We start from the raw sequence: 24,637 nt of genomic DNA, 5'->3' as shown, positions 1-24,637 counted from the left end.
GCAGTGTAGCAACGGCCGTCGGCAGCCTCGAACGCCGCCGTCGCGCGGGCGACGGTGCGCCGGCTAGCCTCGACGACCACCGACATGCGAGGCCGTTGTGAGCAAGGACCTGGTCATCATCCCCGACGACGAGCCCGGTGTGGTGGCACGTCTCGGTGAGACGCTCGGCACGGCCGGCATCAACATCGAGGCCATCAGCGCTTTCACCGGGCAGGGCAAGGGCATCGTGCACCTGCTGGTCGACAAGGCCGACGAGGCGGTCCTGGTCCTGCGCGACGCGGGCTTCGACGTCAAGGCGGCGCGCGAGGTCGCCATCGTCGCGCTGCCCGACGAACCCGGTCACCTCGGTGCGGCCTGCCGCAAGCTCGCCGATGCCGGCGTCAACATCGAACAGGCCTACATCGCGGGTGGCAGCCGACTGGTCGTGGTCGCCGACGACATCGCCCGCGCCCGCGAGATCCTGGGCGTCTGACGCCTTCGGTTACCGCGGCAGGGACGCCGGCCGTTACCGCGGCAGGTCGGTCTGCTTGAACTCGTGGAGCATGGGCGCGTTCACCACGAGGTCGATGACCTGTTCGATGCTGCGGGTCGCCTTGGCGACGTCGCCCTCGGGACGGTCCATGAGGCGCACGAACACGGCACGGTCACCGGCGATGAAGGTCGGTACCCCCCAGACGTGATACTCCGCGACGCCGGCGTCGTGCTCCTTGCGCAGCTGCTCGCGGACCTCGCCTTCGGCGACGTCGGCGAGCACGGCCTCGGCATCGAGTCCTGCCGTACGGAGTGCGGCCGCCAGTACCTTCGGGTCCTTGAGGTCGCCGCCCTCGTCGTGGCGGGCGGCGAAGAGGGCCTCGTGGACGTCGAGGAACGCGTCGGGGTAGCGGTCACGGACCAGCAGTCCGACCTCCAGCGCGAGGATCCCCGAGGCGGCCTCGGGGTCGTCGTGATCCCAGACGTCCGGCTGCCCCTCCTCGACGTGCCCCTGCGCGAGGCTGTAGGGCACGAAGTCGACGTCCCAGTCGGCGCCGCCGCGTAGGGCTGCCACCACGTGCTCGTTGGCATTCCTGGCGAACGGGCACAGGTAGTCGAAGGTGATGCCGAAGCGCAGACGCACGCGAACTCCTCGAGTCGGGGGAAAGGGGGTGGGCAGGGTTCAACGTCACCAGGCGCCGCGATCTTCCCCGGTGACGCTGGCCATCAGGCCAGACGCAGACAACGGGCGATCTCGCCCATGCTGTACCCGCAGCCGGTCTGCAACGCGCGCAGCGTCAACCCGAAGGCGAAGAACGCGCCCCACGCCAGGCCGAGGTAGGAGAACCGCTCACGGCGCATGCTCGCGAGGCGACCCGCGACCATGGCGATGAGCGGGAACAACGAGCCGTACAGGTAGTGCAGCCAGGCGTCGGGCTGGGCGAACACGCGCCGTCCGAGCAGCAGCAGGACGATGCCGAGCACCGTCTGTACGACGAGCAGGTTCTCGGTCCAGTGCTGGACCGCCCACAGCCCGTCGGGCGCCTCCTCGCGCCGGGCGACGCGCAGCAGCAGCGCCCACAGCACGATCACGACGAACAACAGCACCACGAGGGCACCCAGATAGCGGTGGAACGCCGTCACGTCAGTCCGACCCGGACCGGGTTGCCGCCGCGGCCTCGACCGAGGTCTCGCTGCGCTTGAGCGACCAGGCGAGCCGGTAGGCGACGTACCCCGCGATCGGGGGGAGCACGAAGCAGGCCAGGCGGAGCAGGTTGGTCAGCGTCTGCAGACCCATGGTCAGGTTGGACGCGATGACGTCGTTGGAGCCGGCGACGAAGATGACCGCCATCAAGGTCAGCGCCGCGACCCCGATGCCGGTCCGCAACGGGTTGTCGCGCGGGCGCTCGAGCAGGTGGTGCTCGAAGTCGTCACGGCCCACCCATCGGCGGTCGATCCACGGCCAGGCGAACATGACGGTGAAGATCAGGCCCCCGATGCCGACGGCGGGCAGGAACGTCGAGGGCAGGGTGACGCCGAGGATCGTCCATTCCCACGCCGGCCACAGCCGGACCAGGCCCTCGGTCCAGCCCATGTACCAGTCCGGTTGCGCCGGGGCGAAGACCTCGTAGGGCTCGTAGGTGCCGTACAGCCACACGGGGTTGATCTCGAACAACCCACCGAGCAGGGAGAGCACCGCGATCGTGAAGGCCCCGAGCGAGAGCGTGGTCAGGGTTTGGCTCGGGAACAGCGGCTCGCCGACGACGTTGTCCTCGCGGGCGAGGTTGCTCGGCTTGTGGGTGTGCTTCTGCCGCATCAGGATGGCGAGGTGGGCGCCGAGCAGGGCCAGCAGGCCAGCCGGGATCAGCATCACGTGGGCGATGTGGAGACGGCTGATCGTGTCCGTCCCGGGGTATTCGCCGCCGAGCAGCAGAAAGCCGAGCAGCGGACCGATGAACGGGATGCCCAGCACCACCGAGTAGCCGATGCGCAGACCGGTGCCGCTGAGCAGGTCGTCGGGGAGCGAGTAGCCCGTGAAGCCGGCGCCGAAGGCGAGCAGGAGCAGCGCGACGCCGATGACCCAGTTGAGTTCGCGTGGCTTGCGGAACGCGCCGGTGAAGAACACGCGCAGCATGTGGGCCACGATCGCGGCGACGAACACCAGCGCGGCCCAGTGGTGGATCTGGCGCATCAGCAGGCCCGCACGCACCTCGAACGACAGGCGGAGCGTGGACTCGTAGGCGGCCGAGATCTCCATGCCCTGCAGGGGCGCGTACGGGCCGTCGTAGACCACCAGGCGGGCGTCGGGCGTGTAGAACAACGCCAGGAACGTGCCGGTGAACAGCAGCACGACGAGGGAGAACAGGGCCACCTCGCCCAGCAGGAACGACCAGTGGGCCGGAAACGCCTTGTTGAGGTACTTCTTCGAGCCTTCGGCGAGACGCAGACGGTCGTCGAGCCAGCGGGCGAGGTCGTCCACGGGACCGCCGTGCCGGCGGCGGGTGTCGGAAGCGCTCACGTCACGTCCTCCGCCTGCACGTCGTGGGTCATGTTCCAGAACGAGGGGCCGACCGGTTCGCTGAAGTCGCCGGTGGCGACCAGGTAGCCGGCGTCGTCGACGCCCAGGGGAAGCTGCGGCAGGCCACGGCCGGCGGGTCCGCTGACCACGATCGCGGCGCGGTTGACGTCGAAGGTCGACTGGTGGCAGGGGCAGATCAGCTCGCCGACCGAGGCGCGGTAGAGCCCCACCGGGCAGCCGGCATGGGTGCAGATCTTCGAATAACAGACGAGGTCGTCGACGGTCTCGCGCGGCAACGCGTCGCGATCGAGCTGGTCGGGACGGGTACCGATCAGCAGCGCCTGCGCCTTGGCGTCGCCCTCGGCGCCCTCGGGGAAGACGGTGCGGACCTCGTCGGCCGACATCTGCTCGGGGCGGATCGGGTTCCCGGACGCGTCGACGAGCCGTCGTCCGTCCTGCCACTCGGTGACGAACATGTCACCGCCCGGTCCCGGCCCGAGACTGCGCAGCGGGACCAGCAGCGCGAGCCCGAGCGACGCGCCAGCGCCGGCGAGCAGGCGGAGCAGGAATCGCCGTCGGCCGCCGACGACCGCCTCACCGAGCGATTCCTCGTAGGCGGCTTCGAAGGCGTCGCGCGACTGGTCCGAGGACCGCATCGGGTAACGCTCCTCGACCACGATCTTCGGCCCGACGACCTTCTTCCCCCAGACACCGAGTCCGGTGCCGACGGCCCCGAACGCGATGAACAGCAGCAGCCCCTCCAGCTGGGTCTGCCCGCCGGCCACGTAGACGAACATGAGCCCGAACGCGGCCACGATGGCGACCACGAAGAACAGGGCAGCGACGCGGGCGCCCCGGTCCTCGCGTTCGCGCTGCTCGCGCCACTGGTCGGCACGCGTGCCGCCCCGCTCACCGCTCGCCACGGTATTCCTCCACCTCGTCGTACTCGTCGTGGGCCTTCTCACCGAGCAGGTACATCACGATCGCGAGCAGCCCGAGTCCGAGCACGATGGCGATCGCACCCTCGGCGACCGGGCCCGAGCGACCGAAGGACCAGCCGCCGGGCCGTTCGCGGTCGCGCAGGTCCATGACCCAGGCCGTGACCGCCTGCAGGTCCTCCTCGTCCATGGTGTCGTCGAGGAAGCGCGGCATCACGCCGGGGCCCGAACGGATCGCCTCGGCGATCTCGATCGGTGAGGCGACGTCCAGGGTCGAGGACACGTCGCGCTGGCCGACGGCGATGCCCTGGGCGGTGGGGCCGTGGCAGGCCGCACAGTTGCGGGTGAACAACTCGAGGCCGTGCGAGAGGTCGGCTTCCTCCCAGCCCTCGATGTCGGGGATGTCGGGGCCCTCGCCGGGCGCGAGGCTCTCGACGAACGCCACCAGCGCCCGGCGGTCGGGGTCGCTGAACCGCTGGTCGCCACGTTGCAGCCGGTGCTGCGCGTCGGTCATCGGCATGCGGCCGGTCCGCACCATGAAGTCGACCGAAGCGGCACCGACGCCCAGCAGCGGCGGCCCCGCCTGCGGGCCCGGCTGCTGCAGTCCACGGCCCTGCTCACCGTGGCAGAGCGCGCAGTGGGCCCCGAACAGTTGCGCGCCGCGGTCGACGAGCTCGGGGTCCTGTGCCCACTGTGCGCCGAGGCCCGGCTCCTGCGCCCGGGCGTCGGGACCGAAGAGGAGGTTGAGGCCGATCGCGACCGCGACGACCGCCACGAGCCCGAGCACGAAGCGGGCCCCTCGACGGCCACGGTCCGACGCGAACGTCGATGCGTCGGCCGACACGGCCTCACCTTTCATGCGGAGGCATCAAGACGGAGGGGAGCGTCACGTGGGGGCGCTGGAGCGCGATGCGCGTGCCCCCGACGGAGGCGGCAGCCTACCCACGGGCGCCCGGGCCCCGACACTCGGCGACCGGCCCGTTGGGCGGGCCGTGACGTCTGGCAGGCTGCGACCTCGACGTCCCCCAGCAAGGAGTCATCCCGTGATCGTCGCCTTCTCCGTCGCTCCCGTCGGCGAGCAGAACCACGTCGGCGATGCCGTCGCCGAGTGTGTCGCCGCCATCCGAGCCAGTGGTCTGCCCAACGAGACCAACGCGATGTTCACCAACGTCGAGGGTGAATGGGACGAGATCCAGGCCCTGCTCAAGGAATGCATCGACATCTGCGAGCGCTACGCGCCACGGGTCTCGTTGGTGATGAAGCTCGACCACCATCCCGGTGCGGGCCACGAGCACTCGCTGGCGTACAAGACCCGGCGCGTCGAGCAGGCGTTGCAGGACCGTGGCCCCCAGTCGGCCTAGCCGCGTCCGAGCGGCGCGGGCGGAAGGGGTTCGCGCCGCGAGGTGATCCACGCTCCCGCGAGGACCAGCAGCGTGCCGAGCAGCGCCAGTGGATGGACCTGCTCCGCGCGGAAGAGCATGCCCGCGGCGATGGCGACGACCGGCACGAAGTAGACCGCCACCGACCCGCGCGGGCCACCGACGCGGCCGACCAGGGTGGCCATGAGCACGAAGGCCAGCCCGGTGCCGAGCAGCCCGAGCGGCAGCATCGCCAGCGCAGCCATCGGGTCCCAACGCGAGGGGCCGATCGCGGCGACGCCGAAGGGGGCGATCACCACCAGCGCGGCCAGCTGCGCGCGAAGCAGCACCGGCAGGGCGCCGTAACGCTGTTGCAGCGGTACGGCGAGGTTCGCCGACAGCCCGTACAGCACGATCGCGACGAAGACCAGACCGGTGCCGAGCGCGGTCTCCGCCGTGCCGGTGCGTGTGGCGCCGACCGGGAGCTCCGGCAGCGAGATCGCCAGGATCCCGAAGAAGCCCACGACCAGCCCGATGGCCTGGGTGCGGCCCGGCAGTCGCCGCAGCAGCAACGCCGACCACATCGCCGTCGTGAGGGGCATCGCGCCGTTGACCATGCCCGCCACCGACGAGTCGATCCACTGCTGGGCCACCGGGAACAGCAGCAGCGGGATCCCCATCCAGATCACCCCGAGCAGCGCAACGCGCGGAAGGTCCTCGCGCGCGATCGCGGTCCTGCGGGCGGCGGGGACCAGGGCGAGCGCGGCCGCGCCGAGGCCGACGCGGGCAAGGGTGATCAGCCCCGGCTCGAACGCCTCCAGGCCGATGGCGACGAACAGGAACGAGGTGCCCCAGATCGTCGCCACGGCGGCGAGCAACCCCCACTCGCTGGTGCCGAACGCGTCGAGGTTGGTCCCGCTCGAGGTTGCGAGGAGACGGTTGCGCGCCGGCGACGACGGACCAGGTGTGACCACGACGGGGCCCCGGGGAGCTCGGGCTGCCGTTCGGTCAGCCGGACGAAAACGCCAGAATACCGAGTGCGCGCTGATGCAAGCGCCCGTGGACACGAGCGGTACGCGCTCGTCGTCCCCTGACCGCACGACCGGGTTGCACCCCGGTCGAGCGACCGGGGTGCGGCCCTCCCGCGCGAGTCCAGTGTCCGGATGGGCAGGGTCCCGTGGGGGTGGTCACCCGCACACCGGTCACCGTTCCAGCCGTTCGGCGGCACCACCCCTCACCGCCGCCCGTCATCCAGCCGGGCAGGCACCGCACTCGCCGCCATCCCCCTTGCCCCCGTTCCAGGAGTTCGCATGTCCCGTCGTGCCTGCACGACCCGGACCGCCACCCCCCGCCGTGTCATCCAACGCTTCACCGTCGCTGGCGCCCTCGTGGCTGTCGCGACGGCTGCCGTCACCCTCGACGCGAACGCGTCATCCGACGAGCCCGACGAGCGCACGGCCGTCGTGCGCACCGTTTCGGTCACCCCGAGCGACCGCGTCGAGCCACGCCCGGCCGGCGACGTACCCCTGACCGCTGCGCTGACGGAGGCGGTCGAGGCCCGTACCGAGCTCGTCGCCGTTGAGCCCGAACCGGAACCCGAGCCTGAGCCCGCGCCGGCGCCCGAGCCCGAGCCCGAGCCGGAGCCCGAACCGGCGCCCGACGAGCCGGCTCCGGCCACTTCCGGCGTCGATGTCAGTGTCTGGGACCGCCTCGCACAGTGCGAGTCGGGCGGCAACTGGAGCATCAACACCGGCAACAGCTTCTACGGCGGCCTGCAGTTCACCATCGACTCGTGGCGGTGGGTCGGCGGTAGCGGCTACCCGCACGAGAACTCGAAGGCGGAGCAGATCCGTCGCGCCGAGATCCTCCTCGAGCGCCAGGGCTGGCAGGCGTGGCCCTCCTGCAGCCGTCAGCTCGGCCTGCGCTGATCGTTCGCCCGAGTCACCGACCACGGCCCGCCGCACCATGACGGCGGGCCGTCGTCGTGGACGCAGCGCCACGGGTAGTAGCGTGGGGACAGCCGAATCGAGGAATCCGTTGTGCGTCTGCGGTCGATGATGACCTTTTCCGCCGGTGCGGCGCTCGGCGCCGGTTGGATGTACCTCAAGGACCCCGAGCACGGCGTCGAGCGCCGACGTGAGCTCCGTCGTGAGGCCCTGCGCAAGGCGAGGTCGGGCGCCGTTGCGGCCGCCGGTGACCTGCGGCGTCGCGGCGAAGAGGTCGTGTTCGCCGCCGTCGCCGGGTTCGAACAGGGTCGGGTGCCGCGCCACGGTGAGGATGCCGCCGACCGACACCTGCGCAGCGTCGGCGACTAACGTGCGGCGCCGGCCGGGCAGGGCGCCCGGCGGCGGATCCGGGCGAGGGGAGCCAGGTTGTGGACCTGCGGCTGAGCGGGCACGGTGAACGTCTGCGCGTCGAGCTGCTCGACTTCCTCGACACGCACGTCTATCCCAACGAGCAACGCTTCCACGACGAGATCGCGACCTCGGGCGACCGCCACCACCAGCCCGAGGTGCTCGAGGAACTGAAGGCCGAAGCGAGACGCCGGGGGCTGTGGAACCTGTTCCTACCGGACGAGCGACACGGCGCCGGGTTGAGCAATCTCGACTACGCCCATCTCGCCGAATGGACCGGTCGCTCGCCCGTGATCGCGCCCGAGGCGCTCAACTGCAGCGCTCCGGACACCGGCAACATGGAGGTGCTGCACCTCTTCGGCAGCCCGCAGCAGCAGCAGCAGTGGCTCGAGCCGCTGTTGGCCGGCGAGATCCGGTCCGCGTTCTTCATGACCGAACCCGAGGTGGCCTCGTCGGATGCGCGCAACATCCGGTCGCGGATCGATCGCGACGGCGACGAGTACGTCATCAACGGTCGCAAGTGGTGGTCGAGCGGCGCGGCCAGCCCACGCTGCAAGGTCGGCATCTTCATGGGTGTCACCGATCCCGACGAGCAGCCCTACCGGCAGCAGTCGATGATCCTGGTGCCGATGGACACGCCCGGGGTGCGGGTGGTGCGCGAGTTGCCGGTCTTCGGGCACTACGACGGGCAGGGCGGACACCCCGAGGTCGAGTTCGTCGACGTCCGGGTGCCGGCGAGCAACCTCATCGGGCAGGAGGGCGACGGGTTCCGCATCGCGCAGGAGCGGCTCGGTCCGGGGCGCATCCACCACTGCATGCGCCTGATCGGCATGGCCGAGCGTGCCTTCGATCTGATGTGCGAGCGGGCGATCGGCCGCGAGCCGTTCGGCACGCCCATCGCTCGACAGGGGGTGTTCCAGCACTGGATCGCCCAGGCGCGGGTCCGGATCGAACAGGCCCGGCTGCTCACGCTCAAGGCCGCCCACCTGATGGACACCGTGGGCAACAAGGGCGCACGGATGGAGATCTCGGCGATCAAGATCGTCGCGCCGTCGATGGCCGAGTGGGTGCTCGACAAGGCGATCCAGACCCATGGCGGTGCGGGCTTCTCCAACGACACGCCACTCGCCATGATGTGGGCCCACGCGCGCACGCTGCGGATGGCGGACGGGCCCGACGAGGTCCACGAGATGGCGCTGGCGCGGCGCGAACTCAAGCGCTACCCGCCGCAGGGCTGACGCGGCGTCGGGTCGGCGGGAACTCGTGCGCGTCTCGGCGTGGCCGGCCGTCGAAGGCGTGTGGGACCGGCATCAGCCGAAAGCACGAGCCGAGCGTCGTTCGGGTGGCTGGGCCTCTTCGAGCCTGCGGACCGACGCCGGCGGCCAGACGTTCCGTCATCGTGGCCGGACTGCCTTTCAGACGGAGGATCCATGGCCACTCCCGCTCGCCTCGCCCGGCTCGCCGGCGCCCTGTACCTGCTCGTGTGCGTCCTCGGCGCCGCGGCCCACCTCGGTGTCCGTGCCGGCATCCACGTCGACGGTGACGCGGTGGCCACCGTCCAGAACCTCACGGCCAACCCGACCGTGTTCCGTCTCGCCCTTGTCGCCGACATCGCCATGGCCACGATCTTCGTGTTCGTCGGCGTCACGCTCCACCTGCTGTTGCGTCACGTGGACCGGCACGCCGCCGGGGCCATGATGGTCTTCGTCGCCGTGGGTGCAGGAATGATCCTGATCAACCTGCTGCTCCACCAGGCCGCCCTGCTCGTCGCGACCGATCCCACCTACGGCGCGCCTGGTTCCGACGGCCTCGTACTGCTCCTGCTCGACCTCCATGCGCACGGGTACGCGCTCGCGGGCATCTTCTTCGGCCTGTGGCTGCTTCCATTGGGCTATCTCGCCCATCGGTCGGGACTGTTCCCGCGATCGCTCGGTGTGCTGCTCGTCGTCGCGGGCGGCAGCTGGATCGTCGACACCCTCGTTGGCTTCATCGCTCCCGACCTGCCGGCGCTCGCGCACACGATGCTCACCGCGCCCACCATCGCGGAGTTCTGGCTCGTCCTCTACCTGCTCGTGAAGGGCGTCCGCACCTCGGCCCCCGAGCGGCTCGACCCGCTCGCCGTCTGACCCGCTCAGGCGTGTCCGACGCCAACATGCTGCCGTCTCGCGGCTGATGTCGCGGCTCCCCGCCCCTGTCGCGGTTTCGGCGCAGAAGTGCGGGAGAAGCGCGACACGGACGGCGACATGCGACATGGCGATCGTTGCCCGATCCGGCACGTCGTGTGGCCGCAGGGGGCCTGCTTCACTCGACCTCGCCAGCTGCTGTGCGAAGACGTTCAGCCGTCGACGGCGAGGGCCGGGATGGTGATGGCCCCGTCAGCATCGAGCGGGAACCCGGGGTTGTAGGCGATCTCCCAGACGTGTCCGTCGAGATCGGTGAAGCACCCGGCATAGCCGCCGTAGGAGGTGTCGGCCGGCGGCCGGGTGATCGTGCCTCCGGCGTGGGCGGCGGCCTCGACCACGGCCTCCACGTCGGTACGCGAACGAACGTTGTGCGCGAGCGCGATGCCCCCGAAGCCGCCAGGAGCAGCGACCTCGACGCCACAATCCTCTGCGAGCTTGTCGCGCCCCCAGAGCACGACTCCGATGCTGCCCGCCTGGAAGAAGACCGTCTCCTCGACCTCCTGCCCGCGCCACCCGAGGTGTTCGTAGAACTCGCGGGCGCGGCGGAGATCGTCCACGCCCAAGGTCACCAGACTCAGCCGCTGCTCCACGAGACCTCCTGACGACACCGCGACCTTAGGTCGTCGGCGCGATGGGGCCAGGCACCCCGGCGCTCTCCCCAGCGGCGCTCGATCCACCCGTCGTCACGTCTTGGGCCCATCGGTGATGCGGGCGTCGGCGAGGACGTTGTTGTCGATCACCCATGTGGCTCGCTCGCGCGGCCGGCATGCTGCCAGGTACAGCCGCTGACCCTCGACGTAGCGCTGGTTGGACGCCGCCGTGGGGTCAGGGTCGCCGTACCCGCGGGCAGCGCCGCGGGGGATCGACACCTCGAAGTCGACCTCCAGAAACACCGTGAGGTCCCACAGATCGCGAAGCTCGGGCCGGTGAAGGAAGATGCCGTCGAAGACGAGCACCTGCACGTCGGCCGCCGGCTCCGTCACCGCCTCGACGGGATGCTCAGCGTGGACGTCGTAGACGCGCCGCACCACCCAGCGCTCGCCCGGGGCGGTCAGCGGTTCGAGCAGAAGTCGGCGAACACGGTCTTGCCCGCCCCGTCGACGCCGTCGACGGCGACCAGGACGACACACGCAGGCCGTCGTGCTCCGCTGATCGCGGAGGCCAGGTGGACCAGGGTCCGATCTCGGCGGCCGGCGTCGGGTTCGGATCGATCCATTGCCGCGCTTTCTGCTCGGCCTCTGACCGGAGGAGGCGACGGCGTCCACGCCCCTACGACGGTCTCGCCGGCGAACTCGGTGGGCGGGGCAACGGGAGCGAGACGACCGAGCATGGAACAGCGAGGGTTCGGGTCGCGGACGGGGCTGCGCACTGCGGCTCTGCCTGGAGCGCCTGCTGCCCGTGAGTCGTGGCGAGCGCACCGGCGCGGGCGTAGCATCGAACCGGTGCACGAGGGAGCGCAACTGATCTCCCCCTCCCCTGCCGGGCGCTGACGGAGGCATCGATCATGCCACGCAATGCCATGCTCCTGGGGCTCGTCGGGATCGTCTGCTTCCTGATCGGCGCGTTCGCTCCGCAGTTCGACATCGACGCGCCCACCTGGATCCTCACGTGGGTCGGCATCGCGCTCTTGGTGATCGCCGCGATCCTGTGGGTGGCGCAGCGTGGAAGGAGTGGCCGCGCCTGACCGGTTCGGCACGCGGTCCGGGACGGCACTCCGGGTCCGCGTCGGCGCGTGGCGCGAACCGATCGAGCCGGTATCGCCACGGCCCGCGGCCGCTTCGGCGACCTCGCTCCACATCCGTCGTGTTCAGAGGACGATGAGGGCAGTTGCGGCCAGTGCGAGCAGGACGCCGACGCTCTGCGGGCGGGTGAGCCGTTCGTGCAGCAGCTGGCGGGCGAGGACGACGACCACGACGGGATACAGCGAGGTGAGCAGCGACGCCAGCGACAGCAGGCCGGTGCGCGTCGCGAGGAGGAACAGCACGTTGGCGAGCTGGTCCGTCGCGCCGCTCGCCACCGTCAGCCACCGGGCCGATGCCTGGGGCCAACGCCGGCGTGACGTGGCGAGCCAGGCGAACAGCAGACTGCTGCCGGCCAGTCGGGCACCGAGGAGGGGCCACAGACCCGAGTCGGTCGGGGTGGCGTCGAGCAGCACCAGGAACAACCCGAAGGCAACACCGGCGCAGGCGGCGACCAGGGGACCACGCGTCCCAGCGGCCAGCAGCGACGTGCCGGGCTGGTAGGCGACCAGGACGACGGCGACCAGGCCCGCCAAAATCCCGGTCACGTCGCGCGCCAGCAGGGTCTCGCCCGCCAGGACGACGCCCCAGCCGACCGGTACGGCGGCACCCACGAGCGCGGCGATGGGCGAGATCAGCCCCATCGGCCCGATCGCCATGCAGCGCAGGTACAGCACCAACCCGAGGCTGCCGAGCAGGCCGGCACCGGCCCCAAGGGTCAGCGCGGGCAGCGACGGGCGGCCCGGCAGCAGTGCCAGGGCGGGCAACAGCACCAGGAGGCCGGTCAGCTGGGCCAGCAGGGTGACCGTGAGCGCGGAGGCACGGCGCGCGGCCAGGCCGCCGGTGAAGTCCGAGAGGCCGAAGCTGAGCGCCGAGCCGAGCGCCAAGAGGGGACCGATGTCGAGGACCTCCGGCGAACGTCGGCGACGCCGGATGGTTCCCGCCGAGACGGACCACCGACAAGGGCGGGAAAACTAGCGCGCTTCTCGCGCGGTCCTTCGCCGTCCGACACGGGGTTGTTGTCGCGCTCCACCGGGGTGACCTAGCGTCGCGCGACGCCCGGGTCGGACCCGGGCCCTTGGGTGGAAGACGATTGCTCGCACAGCTCGGGGGAGTGGCACCGGTCGCACTGGATGGTGTCTTTGTCCTGGTGCTGCTCGGCGCGGGGCTGCTCGTGCCCGCCGGAATCGCGAAGCTGCGGCATCCGGTCGAGGCGCGAGATGCCCTGGGCTTGCGCTCGGCGCACTCGCTGCTGCTGGTGCGGGCCGTCGGTGTCGGGGAGCTGATCCTGGCCGGGGCGGTCCTGGGCGTTGGCGGTCGTTGGCCGTCGGCAGCCCTGGCGGTCGCCTATCTCGGGTTCGCGCTCGTCGCGTACCGCCAGCAGCGTCGCGGTGCGGCCTGCGGCTGCTTCGGCGCCGCCTCGGCACCGGCCGGTCCGACGCACGTCGTGTCGAACACGGTGGTCGCCGTGGCCGCCGCAGCGACCGCCCTGCCGCTCGGGGCCGGCGCCCCGGCGCCGGCGTGGCAGCTCGGCCTCGGGCCCGTGCCGACCGCGTTGGCGGTGCTGCTCCTGGTCGTAGCGGTCGCGACGCTGCAGCAGCTGTTCACTCGCCTGCCGGCGCTGCGGGCGGCGACCCGACGCGTCACGTTGCCGGCGCCGCGCACGTCCCCGACCGCGGCGATCGATGGAGGTACCGGATGAACGTCGTGGTGATCGTCCTGAGCATCGTCGTCACCGCGCAACTCGTCCTCGTCGTCGGGTTGCTGCGCAGCCACGCCGAGATCCTGCGCCGGCTGCACGAGTTGGGTGCGGGCGTCGATCCCGAGCAGCCCGGCCTCGGTGCCCGGCTGCCCGAGGGCGTCACGGCGTTCGAGACGGCGCCCGCCGCGCCTGTCGACGGACGCCTCGCGGAGGACGTCGTCGGCGTCAGTCCGACGGGTGACGTGCTCGCCCTGCGGATCCGGGGCGTGCGCCAGGACACCGTGCTGGTGTTTCTGTCCTCGACGTGCACCGGCTGCCGGCCCTACTGGCCCGCGCTCGAGGCGCCGGACGTTCCCGCCGACACCCGCGTCGTCATCGTGACCAGGGAGGAACCGGACGAGGACCGGGACGCCATCGCACGCCTGGCCCCGCCCGGCGCAACCGTGGTGATGAGCAGCGCCACCTGGGACGCCCACGACGTGCCCGGCAGCCCCTATGTCGTCCACGTCGACGGCACGACGGGCCGCGTTCGGGGCGAGGGCACGGCGGCGACCTGGCCGGCGGTGCGGCGCCTGCTGCTGCAGGGGTCATCGGGGCGGGACAAGGCCGCCGCCGACGCGCGCCGTGAACGCGATGCCGACCGGCACCTGCTGGCGGCGGGGATCGCTCCCGGTGACCCGAGCCTGTACCGCCGCGCCGACGAGTTCGCCGCCGACGTGGAGCCGAACGCGTGATCTTCGCGATCGGGATGACGCTGGCCGCCGTGGCCGCGCTGCGCAGCTCCTGGTCCCCCTGAGGCATGTCGATGCTCGCCAGCATCTCCCCGGTCGGGGAGGCCTCGCGCGGCCAACGGTGGCACCTCACGGTCGCCGCCTACCTGCTCGCGTCCGTCCTCGGTGGTGGCGCCGTCTTCGCCGTAGCGGGGGCGCTCGGGTGGGCACTCCTCGGCGGGCTCGGTGCGGCCGGGCTCGTCCCGCCCCGCGAGGCGGTGCTCGGCGGGCTCGCGCTGGCCGGGCTGCTGGCGATCGCCGTCGACGCCGGACGGGCGCCGCTGCGCCTGCCGAGCTGGCAGCGGCAGGTCGACGAGCGGTGGCTGACCCACTACCGCGGCTGGGTGTACGGCGCCGGCTTCGGGTTCCAGCTCGGGGCGGCGGTCCTCACCCGGATCCCTACCGCGGCGATCCACCTGCTGCTGCTGTTCGCCGTCGCGTCGGCGTCGATCCCCGCGGGAGCGGCCCTGGGCGCGACCTTCGGCCTGGTGCGGGCGCTGCCCCTGCTGACGACTGCACCGCTGCGTGAGCCGCTCGCGCTGCAGCGCTACCACCGCCACCTCGACGCGCGATCGTCACTCGCCAAGCGCATCACCGACGGGGCCCTCGCCGCTTCGGTTGCGGTCCTCGCTGTCGGGGTCGCCGGCGCCGTGATCTGAAAGGGACGTCATGCACCTGCGTGGACACGGCATCCGGGCCGAACTACCGGACGGCTGGGAGGGCGCCATCCGGCGCGAACGCGTGCCTCCCGAGGCGGGCGACGGCGAGTTGGCGCCTGCCGCGGTCGCCGAGGCACCGCCCGTGGTCCACCTCGGCACGTTCGCCCTGCCGGCGGAGCGCGGCGACTTCGGCTCCGGTGCCGTCGACCTGATGGCCGGGGACGACAGCTTTGTCGCGCTGCTCGAGTACGGAGCGGAGGAGGCAGGCACGCCGCTGTTCGCCGCGAACGGCCTGCCACGCAGGCTCGACCCGCGGCAGTTCAGCGGCCGGTCCCTGCAGCGCTCCCTGCCGGGTCAGGCCGGCTGGCAGCACTTCTTCACCGAGGCCGGTCGTGCCTTCTGCCTCTACGTCGTCCTCGGCGACGGCCGCGACGCCAACCGACAGGTTCGCCGCGTCGAGGAGGTCCTGGCGCAGATCCGCCTCGATCCCGTCGCGGCGGAGGAGGTCACGAGATGACCATCGCAACGGAGCCGCAGGCGTCACCGGAAGACACGGGTCCCATCAGCGTCCGGGTCGTCGACCGTCTCGGACGTGCCCTCGCCGGTCGGGGCCTTTCGCGCCGGCGCTTCCTCGGCCGGGTCGCGGTCGTCGGCTCCGCCCTGGCGGTCGACCCCATCCGTTACGCGCTCAAGCCCGGCAGCGCGTACGCGCAGGTGTGTGGCACCGGCGCGTCGTGCTCGAGCGGCTGGACCGCCTTCTGCTGCACGGTCAACAACGGCGCCAACACCTGCCCACCGGGTTCGTACGCCGCGGGATGGTGGCGGATCGACGATTCCCCGTACTGCATGGGGCGCGCCCGCTACGTGATCGACTGCAACCGCAGCCCGTCCGCGTCGTGTTCGTGCCGATGCGCCGACGGCACCTGCGACCAGCGACGGGTCTGCTGCAACAACTTCCGCTACGGGCAGTGCAACACCCAGGTCGCCGGCGTCACCGAGGTGGTCTGCCGCGTCGTCACCTGCATGACCCCCTGGGAGTGGGACGCCTCGTGCAACCGCACGTTGCGGGTCGACAACCGCACACGGAGCCACAACTCGACGTGTCTGCCCGGCAGCAACGCCACGCACATCGACCTCCGCTACCAGGACCTGGGGCAGTCGGGCTCGATCCTCGGACGCGCAACCACGCCCGAACGTGCCGGCGCCGCCGGAGGCCGGTACCGCCGGTACGAGAACGGCTCGATCTTCTACCGCTCGGCAACCGGTGCGCTCGCGGTCTACGGCGCGATCGATGCCACCCATCGCTCACTCGGTGGTGACACGTCCGCGTTGGCGTACCCGCTGACCGAGGTGACGGCCGTCGGCGACGGCGCCGGCCTGCACGTCCGCTACCAGGGCGGGACGATCTACCTCCGTACCCGCTCGGCCACGCCCCAGCCGGTGCTCGGCGCCATCGACGAACGGTTCCGTGCCGCCGGCGGGCCCACCGGCGCCTGGGGCTACCCGACCGGCACGAGTCGCACCGGTGGCGGCCAGGTCGTCACGTTCGAGCACGTCACGGTGGCACAGGCGGCGGGCGGACCGGTCGTGCAGGTGGCCGCCGACGTGCTCGCCGCCGCCCGGGTACCCGCGGCCGGATCGCCCGACGCGGTGGGGCTGCCCGTCGCCGAGGAGGAAAGCTCCGGTGGGGTCCGCCTGCAGCGGTTCGAACGCGGCATCGTGGTCGCGTCCGGCGGCGACGGGTTGGTCGCCGTCGGCGACGACCTCGCGGCCCGCTACCTCGAGGAGGGCGGCCCTGGCGGCACGCTCGGTCGACCGGCCGGCAGACCACGCGCGGTCGGAGGCGGCCGTCGCCTCGACCTCGAACGCGGGGCGATCTTCGTCGGCCCAGGGACCGGGGCCCGCGTACTGTCCGGACCGATCCTGGCCGCCTACGACGAGGCCGGCGGTCCTGCCGGCGCGCTCGGGCTTCCCACCAGCGACGTGGTCCGCGTCGCGAACGGGCAGCAGCGGGCATCGTTCGTCGGCGGCGCGATCGTCATCGACCGCAACGGTGCCGTGCAGCGTCTGACGCGCCGGTCGCCGCGCCCGGCGCGTGCGGTCGACGGCAGCGGTCCGGACGGAACCGCTCCCCGTACGCCCCGACGCGCCTCGGAGCTGTCATGAATCCGTCGTCCTCCACCTCCCGCTCGGGCCGTCCCGCCACCTCGTCGGTCGCCTCGACCGAATCCGACCGCGAAAGGCGTTCCCCCATGCTGACGACCCGCCGCCGCAGCCTGCTGCTCGTGCTCTCGCTCGCCATCCTCGCGGTCGCCGTCCCGGCCGCGGCCAGCCACGTGTTCACCGACGTGCCCGCCAACAGCACCCACCACGCCGCGATCGGTGAACTCGCCGGTTCCGGGATCACCGCGGGCTGCACCACCGACCGCTACTGCGCCGGCAACGCCGTCAACCGCGGCCAGATGGCGACCTTCCTCACCCGCGGGCTGCCGCGGGTGACGGCCGACCACAGCACCACCACGCTCAGCGCAGGCAGCGGCGTCCCGGTCACTGTGACGGTGGATGCCACCGGTGAGCGCGGTGGTTCCGGCTACGTCGTCCTGCAGGGGTCGGTGACCGTCTTCACCGACCAGGGAGCGAGCTCGTGTCCGTGCGAGGTCGAGGCGTTCGTCTTCCGCGCGAGTGACGACCGCCAGGGCCCCTCCTCGTGGTCGATCCTGACCGGCCAGGCCGGCGCCAGCGGCACCAGCAGCGTGGCGCTGCCGGTGACCTGGGCCACCACCCTGCCGTCGGGCAGCACCGAGGAGTACCGCGTCGCCGTCTTCGTCGACGGCGCGCCAGCCGCGACCCGTGCCGAGGCGACGCTGGCCGCGACCACCGCGCCCTTCGGTGAGGTGCCCTGACCCGCTGGCACCGGGGACTACCCTCGCGTCCTTCGCGGGCCGGTAGCTCAGCTGGTCAGAGCAGACGACTCATAATCGTTTGGTCGCGGGTTCGAGCCCCGCCCGGCCCACGAGGTGTCGCCGGACCGGCGCCCGGGGGAGCAGGAGACGACGCACATGGACCCGTCCGTGGCCGCGCTGGCCCTCGCGGTGATGCTCGTCGGCATGATCGGGGTGGTCGTTCCCGTCCTGCCCGGCCTGCTGCTGGTGTGGGGGGCGGCCGTGGGCAGCACGCTGCTGGCGGGCACCGACGCGGCCGGCTGGGCCGTCGCGGGCGTGCTCAGCGTGCTGTTCGCCGTCGGTACGGCCGCCACCGTGTGGCTGCCGGCCCGTCACGGCCGCCGTGGTGGGGTGCCCATGCGCTCGCTGGTTTCCGCGGCGGTCGGTGCCGTCGTCGGGTTCTTCGTCGTCCCCATCGTCGGCTTCCTGCTCGGGGCGGCCGTCGGACTGCTGGTCGCCGAGCGCGACCGCCTCGGGGACTGGCAACCCGCCTGGCGGTCGCTGGCGGGCGTGGCACGGGCCTACGGGATCGGCGTGATCGTCGAGCTGGTCGTCGGCATCGTCATGATCGCGGTGTGGGCGATCGCCGCAGTGCTCCGCTGACGGGTCAGTCGCTGCTCCCCGTCACCACCGCCTCGAGGCGTTCCAGCGAGACGTGGTTGCGCCGCCGGATCGAGGGTGCGAGTACCAGATCGGGCGCGAATCTCGCCGGTCCCGAGGTCGGGAACTCGACCATGCGCACCCGGGTGCCCCCCGGTACCTCCTCGAGGTGCAGCTCGACGCGGGCACGACCCATCGGGCGGGCTCGGGCCTCGAGCACCAGCAGCCGTCCCTCGGCGCACTCGAGCACCGAGGTCGAGTCGCGCAGCCGCAGCGGGAACGCGCCTACGACGTGATGGAAGGTCGCGCCGGGAGCCGGCCAGTTCCCCTCGACGGCACGGATCCGCTGGGCGCCGACGACCCAGCGCGGGTAGGTGTCCGGCTCGGCGAGCGCGGCGAAGACCGCGTCACGCGACGCCGGGATGATGCGGGCGACTTCGGCCACGATGACCTCCGGGTGGATGACGGCCAAGGTGACGTGTCGACGGCAGGTCCGGGTGCGGTCGTTCGGGTGGTGCCGTGGCCGGACGGTCCACCCTCCGCCGCCGTCCGGCCATGGCCCGCTGCCGCTCAGCCCTGGTGGGGATAGCGGTGGTCGACCGGGGCGGCCCAGGTCTCCTTGATGACCCGCGGCGAGACCCAGCGCTGCAGGTTGAGCACCGACCCCGCCTTGTCGTTGGTGCCCGAGCGGCGGGCACCACCGAAGGGCTGGCGGCCGACGATCGAACCGGTGGGCTTGTCGTTGACGTAGAAGTTGCCGGCGGCGTCACGCAGGGCGTCGGTGGCCTGCGCGACGGCCCGCAGGTCCTCGGCGAACACCGCGCCGGTGAGTGCATAGGGCGCCGCCTGGTCCACCTCGTCGAGGATGCCGTCCCAGTCGCCGTCGTCGTAGACGTGCACGGTCAGGATCGGTCCGAACAGTTCCTCGGTCATGGTCCGCGACCGCGGGTCGTCGGTCACCAGCACGGTCGGGGGAACGAACCAGCCGTCGGCGTCGTCGGGCTTGCCGCCCACGAGCAGCTCGGCGCCCGCCTCCTGTGCCTGCTCGATGGCGTCACGGTGCTTGGCCCAGGCGTTGCCGTCGATGACCGCACCCATGAACGTCGACAGGTCTTCGCCGACGTCACCCATCGTGAGCGAGCTGGCGAGGTCGGCGAGTGGGTCACGGACGCCCTCCCACACGCTTCGGGGCAGGTACGCCCGTGAGGCGGCGGAGCACTTCTGCCCCTGGTACTCGAACGCCCCGCGACCGAGGGCGACCACCAGGGGTTCGACCGCCGCCGAGGGGTGCGCGAGCACGAAGTCCTTGCCGCCGGACTCGCCCACGATGCGCGGGTAGGCCCGGAAGGTGTCGATCCGCTCGCCGACGCGCCGGAACAGTCCGGAGAGCACGGCGGCGGAGCCGGTGAAGTGCAACCCGCCGAGGTGGGGCGAGGAGGTGGCGACGTCGACGGCCTGCGCGCCGTCGCCGTGGACGAGGTTGATGACCCCGTCTGGCAGACCGGCAGCCTGCAGCAGGCGCATGAGGTGGTGCGCGGACAGGGCCTGCTTCTCGGAGGGCTTCCACACCACGGTGTTGCCCATGAGTGCGGGGGCGGTGGGCAGGTTGCCGGCGATCGCCGTGAAGTTGAACGGGGTCACCGCGAGCACGAAGCCCTCGAGCGGCCGGTGGTCGGTGCGGTTCCACTCGCCGGGCACCGACATCGGCTGCTCGTCGTAGACCCGCTGGGCGAAGGCCACGTTGAAGCGGAGGAAGTCGATCAGTTCGCAGGCGGCGTCGATCTCGGCCTGCTGGATCGACTTGGACTGGTTCAGGATCGTCGCGGCGTTGAGCGTGTCACGCCACGAGCCGGCGAGGAGGTCGGCCGCACGCAGGAACACCGCGCAGCGGTGCTCGAACGGCGTGCGGGACCAGTCGTGCTTGGCCTCGAGGGCGGCGTCGATGGCCTGCTGCACCTGGTCGCGGCCGGCGGCGTGGACGTCGGCGAGCTCGAGGTCGTGGCGGTGGGGGGAGCGGGCGACGAAGGTGTCGCCCGTCGTGACGTCGCGACCCCCGATCACGCAGGGCGCCTCGATGCGTTCGGCCGACATCTCGCGCAGACGTGCCTCGATCGACGCGCGTTCGGGGCTGCCCGGGGCATACCCCTTGATCGGCTCGTTGACGGGCTCGGGGACCTGGAATCGGCCGTCGCTCATCGCTGATCTCCACTGGTGAGGGCGCGCAGGAAGAACGCCAGATTCGCCGGGCGTTCTGCGAGCCGGCGGGTGAAGTACGGGAACCACTCGGTCCCGAACGGAACGTAGACGCACAGCCGGTAGCCATCGGCGACCAGTGCGCGCTGCATGTCGGCACGGACACCGAACAACATCTGGAACTCGTAGCTGTCGCGGGGCCGCCCGAGGTGGGCCGCCTCGCGTTTGATGGCCGCGACCAGACGGTGGTCGTGGGTGGCGAAGCGCGGATAGTCGGCTTCCCGGAGCAGGTGGCGTGCCGCTTCCAGGTAGGCCCGGTCGACCTCCACCCGACGCTGCCAGGCGACGTGCACGGGCTCGGCGTAGGCGCCCTTGCACAGGCGGATGCTGGCGCCGAGCCGGGTCAGCCGCCGGACGTCGTCGGGGGTGCGGTGCAGCGCCGCTTGGATGGCGCAACCGACATTGGTCGCGCCGGCGGCATGGGCCTGTTCCACCAGCGCCACCGTCGCCTCGGTGACGGGGTGGTCCTCCATGTCGAGGGTGACGTGGACGGCGGCGTCCGCGGCGCGCTGCGCGAGGTCGGCGACCAACTTCTCGCAGCGGTCGCGCTCGAGCAACAGGCCGAGCTGGGTCGGCTTCACGCTGATGCCGGCCGGCAGGTCCTCGGCGGCGACCTGCGACAGCACCTCGCGGTAGACCTGTGCCGCCTCGTCGGCCTGGGACGCGTCGGTGATGTACTCGCCGACGTGGTCGAGCGTGACCGCCATGCCGGCGTCGGCGAGGCCGCGCGCAGCCTTCAGCCCGGCGCCCAGGGTGTCACCGGCGATGTAGCGGTCGACGACCGGACGCACCGTCGGACTCGCCGCCGCCCAGCGCGCCAGGCGCTCGTCGCCCGCCGCCCGCAGCAGCATCCATCGCAACATGCTCGCGCTCCTCCGCCGTTCCACCCCGGGGACGGTAGCGCGACGAAGGACGGGGTCGATGGGGCGCCGGACCGCCGCTCGGACGGCACCTTGGCGGACCGATTCTCCCCGTCAGGACAGGAACCCCGCGTGACCTTCTCGCTCGTCGCCCTCGACCCCGACAGCGGCCACATCGGCGTCGGCGCCATGACCGCGATGCCCGGTGTCGGCAAACTCGTGGCGCATGCCCGGGCCCGGACGGGTGCGGCCGCGTCGCAGGCGATGATGAACCCGTACCTGGCCTTCGACGGCTTGGAGCTCCTGGCCGAGGGCGTGGCCGCCGACGAGGCGGTCGAGCGGCTCGTCGCCGCCGATCCCGGACGCGAAGGACGACAGTTCGGCCTCGTGGACGCGAAGGGCCGTGCGGGCAGTTTCACGGGGTCGTTGCCCGAGGACTGGAAGGGGCACCGCACCGGTCCGAACTACGCCTGTCAGGGCAACCGGCTCGCCGGACCCGAGGTGGTCGACCGGGCCGTCGAGGCGTTTTTGTCCAGCGAGGGGCAACCCCTGGTCGAGCGTCTGCTCGCCGCCCTGGACGCGGGCGAGGACGCCGGTGGCGACACCATGGGGCACCGCTCCGCGACGGTCGTCGTCATGGGCACGGAGCTGTATCCGCTCTGGGACCTGCGCATCGACGACGCGGACGATCCGCTGCGCGCGATCCACGAGCGCCACGACACGTTCGCCGAGGAGCTCGTGCCCGAGATCCTGCAGCTGCCGACCCGGGACGACCCGCTGGGCGGTTTCGACTACGAGGGAAGCGAGGGCAGCGTCTGACCCCCGGTTCAGGCCGGTGCGCCGCCGTGCTTGGCCCGCTTCGCCTGCCGGCCACGGATGGTCGCCTCGAGCTCGACCTTGCGCAGGCGGACGTGCTCGGGCGTGACCTCGACCGCTTCGTCCTCGCGGATGAACTCGAGCGCCTGGTCCAGTGACAGGGCCCGCGGCGGGGCGAGCCGGACCAGTTCGTCGCCGGTGGAGGAGCGCACGTTGCTGAGCTTCTTCTCCTTGGCGGGGTTGACGTCCATGTCCTCGGAGCGGGCGTTCTCGCCGACGATCATGCCCTCGTAGACCTCGACGCCCGGACCGACGAAGAGCTGGCCGCGCTCCTGCAGGTTGAGCAGCGCGAACTGGGTGGTCGCCCCCTGCCGGTCGGCGACGAGTGAACCGTTGGGCCGGGTCTTGATCTCGCCCTGCCACGGCTCGTAGCCATCGAAGACGTGGTGGAGGATGCCCGTGCCGCGGGTCTCGGTGAGGAACTCCGTGCGGAACCCGATCAGCCCACGCGCGGGCACGCGGTACTCGAGCCGGACCCAGCCGGTCGCATGGTTGATCATCTGCTCCATGCGGCCCTTGCGCAGTCCGAGCAGCTGGGTCACGACGCCGACGTAGTCCTCCGGCACGTCGATCGACAGGTGCTCGAACGGCTCGTGGACGGTGCCGTCGATCTCCTTGGTGACGACCTGGGGCTTGCCGACGGTGAGCTCGAAGCCCTCGCGGCGCATGTTCTCGACCAGGATCGCAAGCTGGAGCTCACCGCGGCCCTGGACCTCCCAGGTGTCGGGACGTTCGGTCGGCAGCACCCGCAGCGACACGTTGCCGATCAGCTCCTGCTGCAGACGGCTCTCGATCAGCCGGGCCGTCAGCTTGTTGCCGCTGCGGCCCGCCAACGGCGAGGTGTTGACCCCGAGGGTCATGCCGAGGCTCGGCTCGTCGACGGTGATGACCGGCAGCGGTCGGGGGTCACCCGGGTCGGTGAGCGTCTCGCCGATGGTGACGTCGGCGATGCCGGCGACGGCGATCAGGTCGCCGGGACCGGCTTCGTCGGCGGGCACCCGGTCGAGCGCGTCGGTGAGATACAGCTCGCTGAGCTTGACGTTCTCGACGCTGCCGTCGGCGCGGCACCAGGCCACCGTCTGGCCGCGTTTGACGGTGCCGTGCTGGATGCGGCACAGCGCGAGCCGGCCGACGTACTTCGACGCGTCGAGGTTGGTGACCAACGCCTGGAAGGGGTGGTCGGGGTCGTGGGTGGGGGCGGGCACGTGGTCCAGGATCGTCTGGAACAGCGGCAGCAGGTCGGTGCCGGGTGTGTCGAGGTCGAGCGTCGCCGTGCCGTCCTTCGCGTTGGTGTACAGCACGGGCAGGTCGATCTGGTCGTCGTCCGCACCGAGGTCGATGAGCAGGTCGAGCGTCTCCTCGACGACCTCGTCGATGCGGGCGTCGGGCCGGTCGATCTTGTTGACCACGACGATGACCGGCAGCTTGCTCGCCAGCGCCTTGCGCAGCACGAACCGGGTCTGGGGGAGCGGGCCCTCGGAGGCGTCGACGAGCAGCAGGGCACCGTCGACCATCGTCAGTGCGCGCTCGACCTCGCCGCCGAAGTCGGCGTGGCCGGGCGTGTCGACGACGTTGACGATCGTCGGCGGAGCGCCGTTGATACCCGGCAGCGAGATGGCGGTGTTCTTGGCGAGGATCGTGATGCCGCGCTCGCGCTCGATGTCGTTGGAGTCCATGACGCGTTCGCCGACGTCCTGTCCCTCGCGGAAGGCGCCGGACTGCCACAGCATGGCGTCGACCAGCGTGGTCTTGCCATGGTCGACATGGGCGATGATTGCGACGTTGCGCAGGTCGGAACGGACAGCCACAGCGAGAACCCGAGCGTTCGAGGAAGGGGTGGAGCCCCGGGCGCCGGACGGACGCGCGAAGGGGGACGTTCCAGCGTACCGGCGTCTGAGGAGGCGGACCGGCGGACGAGGCAGCGGCCCACGCGCAGCGACGCCGGCCGGTACCCACGGCAGCGACGCGACGAGGAGCCCGTGATGGCCGACCACGCTGGTGCCCTGCAGGCATTCGACTTCGAGTTCGACCGTCGTTACCAGCCGTTGCTCCGGCTGGCGGGCGTGACGCCTTCCACCGCACAGGTCGTGGTCGGTCGCGGCCCGCAGGGCGTGCTCCGGGCCCGGTTCGGCCCCTGGCTGTTGACGACCACCCTCGACAACGTCGCGGACGTCACGGTCGGCGGCCCCTACCGCGCCCACCGGGTCGTCGGCCCCCACCTCTCGCTGGCCGACCGCGGCGTCACCTTCGGGACCAACACCCGGGCGGGAGTGTGCGTCCGTTTCCACGAGCCGGTCGGTGCACTGGCCGGCCGCGACCGGCTGCCCCATCCCGGTATGACCGTGACCGTCGCCGACCCCAACGGCTTCGCGCAACTCCTCCGGGTGCGGGCGGGCCTGGCGTAGCGGGACCGG

30 protein-coding genes and 1 tRNA gene are annotated in these 24,637 nt (G+C 71.7%); 17 read left to right on the top strand and 14 right to left on the bottom strand.

Annotation, left to right across the window (positions count from 1 at the left end; all coding sequences use genetic code 11):
- The first annotated feature begins 97 nt into the window (after nucleotides 1-97).
- A complete protein-coding gene (locus ACERMF_RS11470) occupies nucleotides 98-472 on the top strand; it encodes an ACT domain-containing protein (protein WP_373669219.1) in 375 nt (124 codons plus the stop codon).
- Between the two features lie 33 nt (nucleotides 473-505).
- On the opposite strand, the gene ACERMF_RS11465 is transcribed toward ACERMF_RS11470, so the two are convergent.
- The 5 genes from ACERMF_RS11465 to ACERMF_RS11445 all read right to left on the bottom strand — a co-directional run bounded on the left by ACERMF_RS11465 (nucleotide 506) and on the right by ACERMF_RS11445 (nucleotide 4,771).
- Entirely contained in the window at nucleotides 506-1,114 is a 609-nt protein-coding gene (locus tag ACERMF_RS11465) for a DsbA family protein (protein WP_373669218.1), read from the bottom strand.
- Between the two features lie 83 nt (nucleotides 1,115-1,197).
- Nucleotides 1,198-1,614, bottom strand: a complete 417-nt coding sequence (locus ACERMF_RS11460) for a hypothetical protein (protein ID WP_373669217.1) — start codon at nucleotides 1,612-1,614, stop codon at nucleotides 1,198-1,200.
- 1 nt (nucleotide 1,615) lies between these two features.
- The gene (locus ACERMF_RS11455) at nucleotides 1,616-2,989 is read right to left on the bottom strand and encodes a cytochrome bc complex cytochrome b subunit (RefSeq protein WP_373669216.1); all 1,374 of its coding nucleotides are present in this window, start codon (nucleotides 2,987-2,989) and stop codon (nucleotides 1,616-1,618) included.
- Nucleotides 2,986-3,912, bottom strand: coding sequence for a Rieske 2Fe-2S domain-containing protein (locus ACERMF_RS11450; protein ID WP_373669215.1), 927 nt, complete (start codon nucleotides 3,910-3,912; stop codon nucleotides 2,986-2,988). Before ACERMF_RS11450 ends, ACERMF_RS11455 begins: the two co-directional genes overlap by 4 nt.
- Nucleotides 3,899-4,771, bottom strand: coding sequence for a c-type cytochrome (locus ACERMF_RS11445; protein WP_373669214.1), 873 nt, complete (start codon nucleotides 4,769-4,771; stop codon nucleotides 3,899-3,901). Before ACERMF_RS11445 ends, ACERMF_RS11450 begins: the two co-directional genes overlap by 14 nt.
- 199 nt (nucleotides 4,772-4,970) lie before the next feature.
- Here ACERMF_RS11445 and ACERMF_RS11440 point away from each other — a divergent pair, with 199 nt between their 5' ends.
- Nucleotides 4,971-5,288: an MTH1187 family thiamine-binding protein gene (locus tag ACERMF_RS11440; protein ID WP_373669213.1), complete on the top strand. Its 318-nt coding sequence runs from the start codon at nucleotides 4,971-4,973 to the stop codon at nucleotides 5,286-5,288.
- On the opposite strand, the gene ACERMF_RS11435 is transcribed toward ACERMF_RS11440, so the two are convergent.
- Nucleotides 5,285-6,259: a DMT family transporter gene (locus tag ACERMF_RS11435; RefSeq protein WP_373669212.1), complete on the bottom strand. Its 975-nt coding sequence runs from the start codon at nucleotides 6,257-6,259 to the stop codon at nucleotides 5,285-5,287. The two genes, ACERMF_RS11440 and ACERMF_RS11435, sit on opposite strands and share 4 nt — an antisense overlap.
- Before the next feature lie 336 nt (nucleotides 6,260-6,595).
- On the opposite strand from ACERMF_RS11435, the gene ACERMF_RS11430 reads away from it, so the two are divergent.
- The 4 genes from ACERMF_RS11430 (at nucleotide 6,596) to ACERMF_RS11415 (ending at nucleotide 9,765) form a co-directional block, all read left to right on the top strand.
- Nucleotides 6,596-7,213: a transglycosylase family protein gene (locus tag ACERMF_RS11430; RefSeq protein WP_373669211.1), complete on the top strand. Its 618-nt coding sequence runs from the start codon at nucleotides 6,596-6,598 to the stop codon at nucleotides 7,211-7,213.
- Between the two features lie 111 nt (nucleotides 7,214-7,324).
- Nucleotides 7,325-7,600, top strand: a complete 276-nt coding sequence (locus ACERMF_RS11425) for a hypothetical protein (RefSeq protein ID WP_373669210.1) — start codon at nucleotides 7,325-7,327, stop codon at nucleotides 7,598-7,600.
- A gap of 59 nt (nucleotides 7,601-7,659) precedes the next feature.
- Nucleotides 7,660-8,877, top strand: coding sequence for an acyl-CoA dehydrogenase family protein (locus ACERMF_RS11420; protein WP_373669209.1), 1,218 nt, complete (start codon nucleotides 7,660-7,662; stop codon nucleotides 8,875-8,877).
- Between the two features lie 192 nt (nucleotides 8,878-9,069).
- The gene (locus ACERMF_RS11415; RefSeq protein WP_373669208.1) at nucleotides 9,070-9,765 is read left to right on the top strand and encodes a DUF4386 domain-containing protein; all 696 of its coding nucleotides are present in this window, start codon (nucleotides 9,070-9,072) and stop codon (nucleotides 9,763-9,765) included.
- A gap of 209 nt (nucleotides 9,766-9,974) precedes the next feature.
- On the opposite strand, the gene ACERMF_RS11410 is transcribed toward ACERMF_RS11415, so the two are convergent.
- The 3 genes from ACERMF_RS11410 to ACERMF_RS11400 form a co-directional block, all read right to left on the bottom strand.
- On the bottom strand, nucleotides 9,975-10,412 hold the full coding sequence (locus ACERMF_RS11410) for a VOC family protein (RefSeq protein WP_373669207.1): 438 nt from the start codon (nucleotides 10,410-10,412) through the stop codon (nucleotides 9,975-9,977).
- A 93-nt stretch (nucleotides 10,413-10,505) separates the two neighbouring features.
- Entirely contained in the window at nucleotides 10,506-10,853 is a 348-nt protein-coding gene (locus ACERMF_RS11405) for a hypothetical protein (RefSeq protein WP_373669206.1), read from the bottom strand.
- Between the two features lie 20 nt (nucleotides 10,854-10,873).
- Entirely contained in the window at nucleotides 10,874-11,038 is a 165-nt protein-coding gene (locus ACERMF_RS11400) for a hypothetical protein (RefSeq protein WP_373669205.1), read from the bottom strand.
- A gap of 288 nt (nucleotides 11,039-11,326) precedes the next feature.
- Between ACERMF_RS11400 and ACERMF_RS11395 the strand changes: the two genes are divergently transcribed.
- A complete protein-coding gene (locus ACERMF_RS11395; RefSeq protein WP_373669204.1) occupies nucleotides 11,327-11,506 on the top strand; it encodes a hypothetical protein in 180 nt (59 codons plus the stop codon).
- Nucleotides 11,507-11,629: 123 nt separating this feature from the next.
- On the opposite strand, the gene ACERMF_RS11390 is transcribed toward ACERMF_RS11395, so the two are convergent.
- The gene (locus ACERMF_RS11390) at nucleotides 11,630-12,448 is read right to left on the bottom strand and encodes an EamA family transporter (protein ID WP_373669203.1); all 819 of its coding nucleotides are present in this window, start codon (nucleotides 12,446-12,448) and stop codon (nucleotides 11,630-11,632) included.
- Between the two features lie 206 nt (nucleotides 12,449-12,654).
- Between ACERMF_RS11390 and ACERMF_RS11385 the strand changes: the two genes are divergently transcribed.
- The 8 genes from ACERMF_RS11385 (at nucleotide 12,655) to ACERMF_RS11350 (ending at nucleotide 18,237) form a co-directional block, all read left to right on the top strand.
- Complete coding sequence (locus ACERMF_RS11385; RefSeq protein ID WP_373669202.1) at nucleotides 12,655-13,263, top strand: MauE/DoxX family redox-associated membrane protein; 609 nt, start codon at nucleotides 12,655-12,657, stop codon at nucleotides 13,261-13,263.
- Nucleotides 13,260-13,997, top strand: coding sequence for a hypothetical protein (locus tag ACERMF_RS11380; RefSeq protein ID WP_373669201.1), 738 nt, complete (start codon nucleotides 13,260-13,262; stop codon nucleotides 13,995-13,997). Before ACERMF_RS11385 ends, ACERMF_RS11380 begins: the two co-directional genes overlap by 4 nt.
- A 71-nt stretch (nucleotides 13,998-14,068) precedes the next feature.
- Nucleotides 14,069-14,692 carry a hypothetical protein gene (locus tag ACERMF_RS11375; RefSeq protein WP_373669200.1) on the top strand — a complete coding sequence of 208 codons (624 nt, stop codon included), beginning with the start codon at nucleotides 14,069-14,071 and terminating at the stop codon, nucleotides 14,690-14,692.
- 10 nt (nucleotides 14,693-14,702) lie between these two features.
- Nucleotides 14,703-15,209 (top strand): hypothetical protein, encoded by a 507-nt coding sequence (locus tag ACERMF_RS11370; protein ID WP_373669199.1) that lies wholly within the window; start codon nucleotides 14,703-14,705, stop codon nucleotides 15,207-15,209.
- Nucleotides 15,206-16,858: an LGFP repeat-containing protein gene (locus ACERMF_RS11365; RefSeq protein ID WP_373669198.1), complete on the top strand. Its 1,653-nt coding sequence runs from the start codon at nucleotides 15,206-15,208 to the stop codon at nucleotides 16,856-16,858. Before ACERMF_RS11370 ends, ACERMF_RS11365 begins: the two co-directional genes overlap by 4 nt.
- An 86-nt stretch (nucleotides 16,859-16,944) precedes the next feature.
- Nucleotides 16,945-17,595: a hypothetical protein gene (locus ACERMF_RS11360; RefSeq protein ID WP_373669197.1), complete on the top strand. Its 651-nt coding sequence runs from the start codon at nucleotides 16,945-16,947 to the stop codon at nucleotides 17,593-17,595.
- A 36-nt stretch (nucleotides 17,596-17,631) separates the two neighbouring features.
- Nucleotides 17,632-17,705, top strand: a tRNA-Ile gene (locus ACERMF_RS11355).
- Between the two features lie 46 nt (nucleotides 17,706-17,751).
- The gene (locus ACERMF_RS11350) at nucleotides 17,752-18,237 is read left to right on the top strand and encodes a DUF456 domain-containing protein (protein WP_373669196.1); all 486 of its coding nucleotides are present in this window, start codon (nucleotides 17,752-17,754) and stop codon (nucleotides 18,235-18,237) included.
- A gap of 4 nt (nucleotides 18,238-18,241) precedes the next feature.
- Here ACERMF_RS11350 and ACERMF_RS11345 read toward each other — a convergent pair whose 3' ends face one another.
- The 3 genes from ACERMF_RS11345 to ACERMF_RS11335 form a co-directional block, all read right to left on the bottom strand.
- Nucleotides 18,242-18,679 (bottom strand): SRPBCC domain-containing protein, encoded by a 438-nt coding sequence (locus tag ACERMF_RS11345; protein WP_373669195.1) that lies wholly within the window; start codon nucleotides 18,677-18,679, stop codon nucleotides 18,242-18,244.
- Nucleotides 18,680-18,804: 125 nt separating this feature from the next.
- Nucleotides 18,805-20,430 carry an L-glutamate gamma-semialdehyde dehydrogenase gene (gene pruA / locus ACERMF_RS11340; RefSeq protein ID WP_373669194.1) on the bottom strand — a complete coding sequence of 542 codons (1,626 nt, stop codon included), beginning with the start codon at nucleotides 20,428-20,430 and terminating at the stop codon, nucleotides 18,805-18,807.
- Nucleotides 20,427-21,350: a proline dehydrogenase family protein gene (locus ACERMF_RS11335; protein WP_373669193.1), complete on the bottom strand. Its 924-nt coding sequence runs from the start codon at nucleotides 21,348-21,350 to the stop codon at nucleotides 20,427-20,429. Before ACERMF_RS11335 ends, pruA begins: the two co-directional genes overlap by 4 nt.
- A 129-nt stretch (nucleotides 21,351-21,479) precedes the next feature.
- Between ACERMF_RS11335 and ACERMF_RS11330 the strand changes: the two genes are divergently transcribed.
- Nucleotides 21,480-22,166: a DUF1028 domain-containing protein gene (locus ACERMF_RS11330; protein ID WP_373669192.1), complete on the top strand. Its 687-nt coding sequence runs from the start codon at nucleotides 21,480-21,482 to the stop codon at nucleotides 22,164-22,166.
- 8 nt (nucleotides 22,167-22,174) lie between these two features.
- Here ACERMF_RS11330 and typA read toward each other — a convergent pair whose 3' ends face one another.
- Entirely contained in the window at nucleotides 22,175-24,031 is a 1,857-nt protein-coding gene (gene typA, locus ACERMF_RS11325; RefSeq protein WP_373669191.1) for a translational GTPase TypA, read from the bottom strand.
- 174 nt (nucleotides 24,032-24,205) lie between these two features.
- Here typA and ACERMF_RS11320 point away from each other — a divergent pair, with 174 nt between their 5' ends.
- Complete coding sequence (locus tag ACERMF_RS11320) at nucleotides 24,206-24,628, top strand: hypothetical protein (protein WP_373669190.1); 423 nt, start codon at nucleotides 24,206-24,208, stop codon at nucleotides 24,626-24,628.
- Nucleotides 24,629-24,637: the final 9 nt, after the last annotated feature.

Source organism: Egicoccus sp. AB-alg6-2 (genome assembly GCF_041821025.1).
GTDB lineage: Bacteria > Actinomycetota > Nitriliruptoria > Nitriliruptorales > Nitriliruptoraceae > Egicoccus.
The sequence above is the reverse complement of the archived record's forward strand: the minus strand, read 5'-3'. Positions and strand labels throughout refer to the sequence as shown.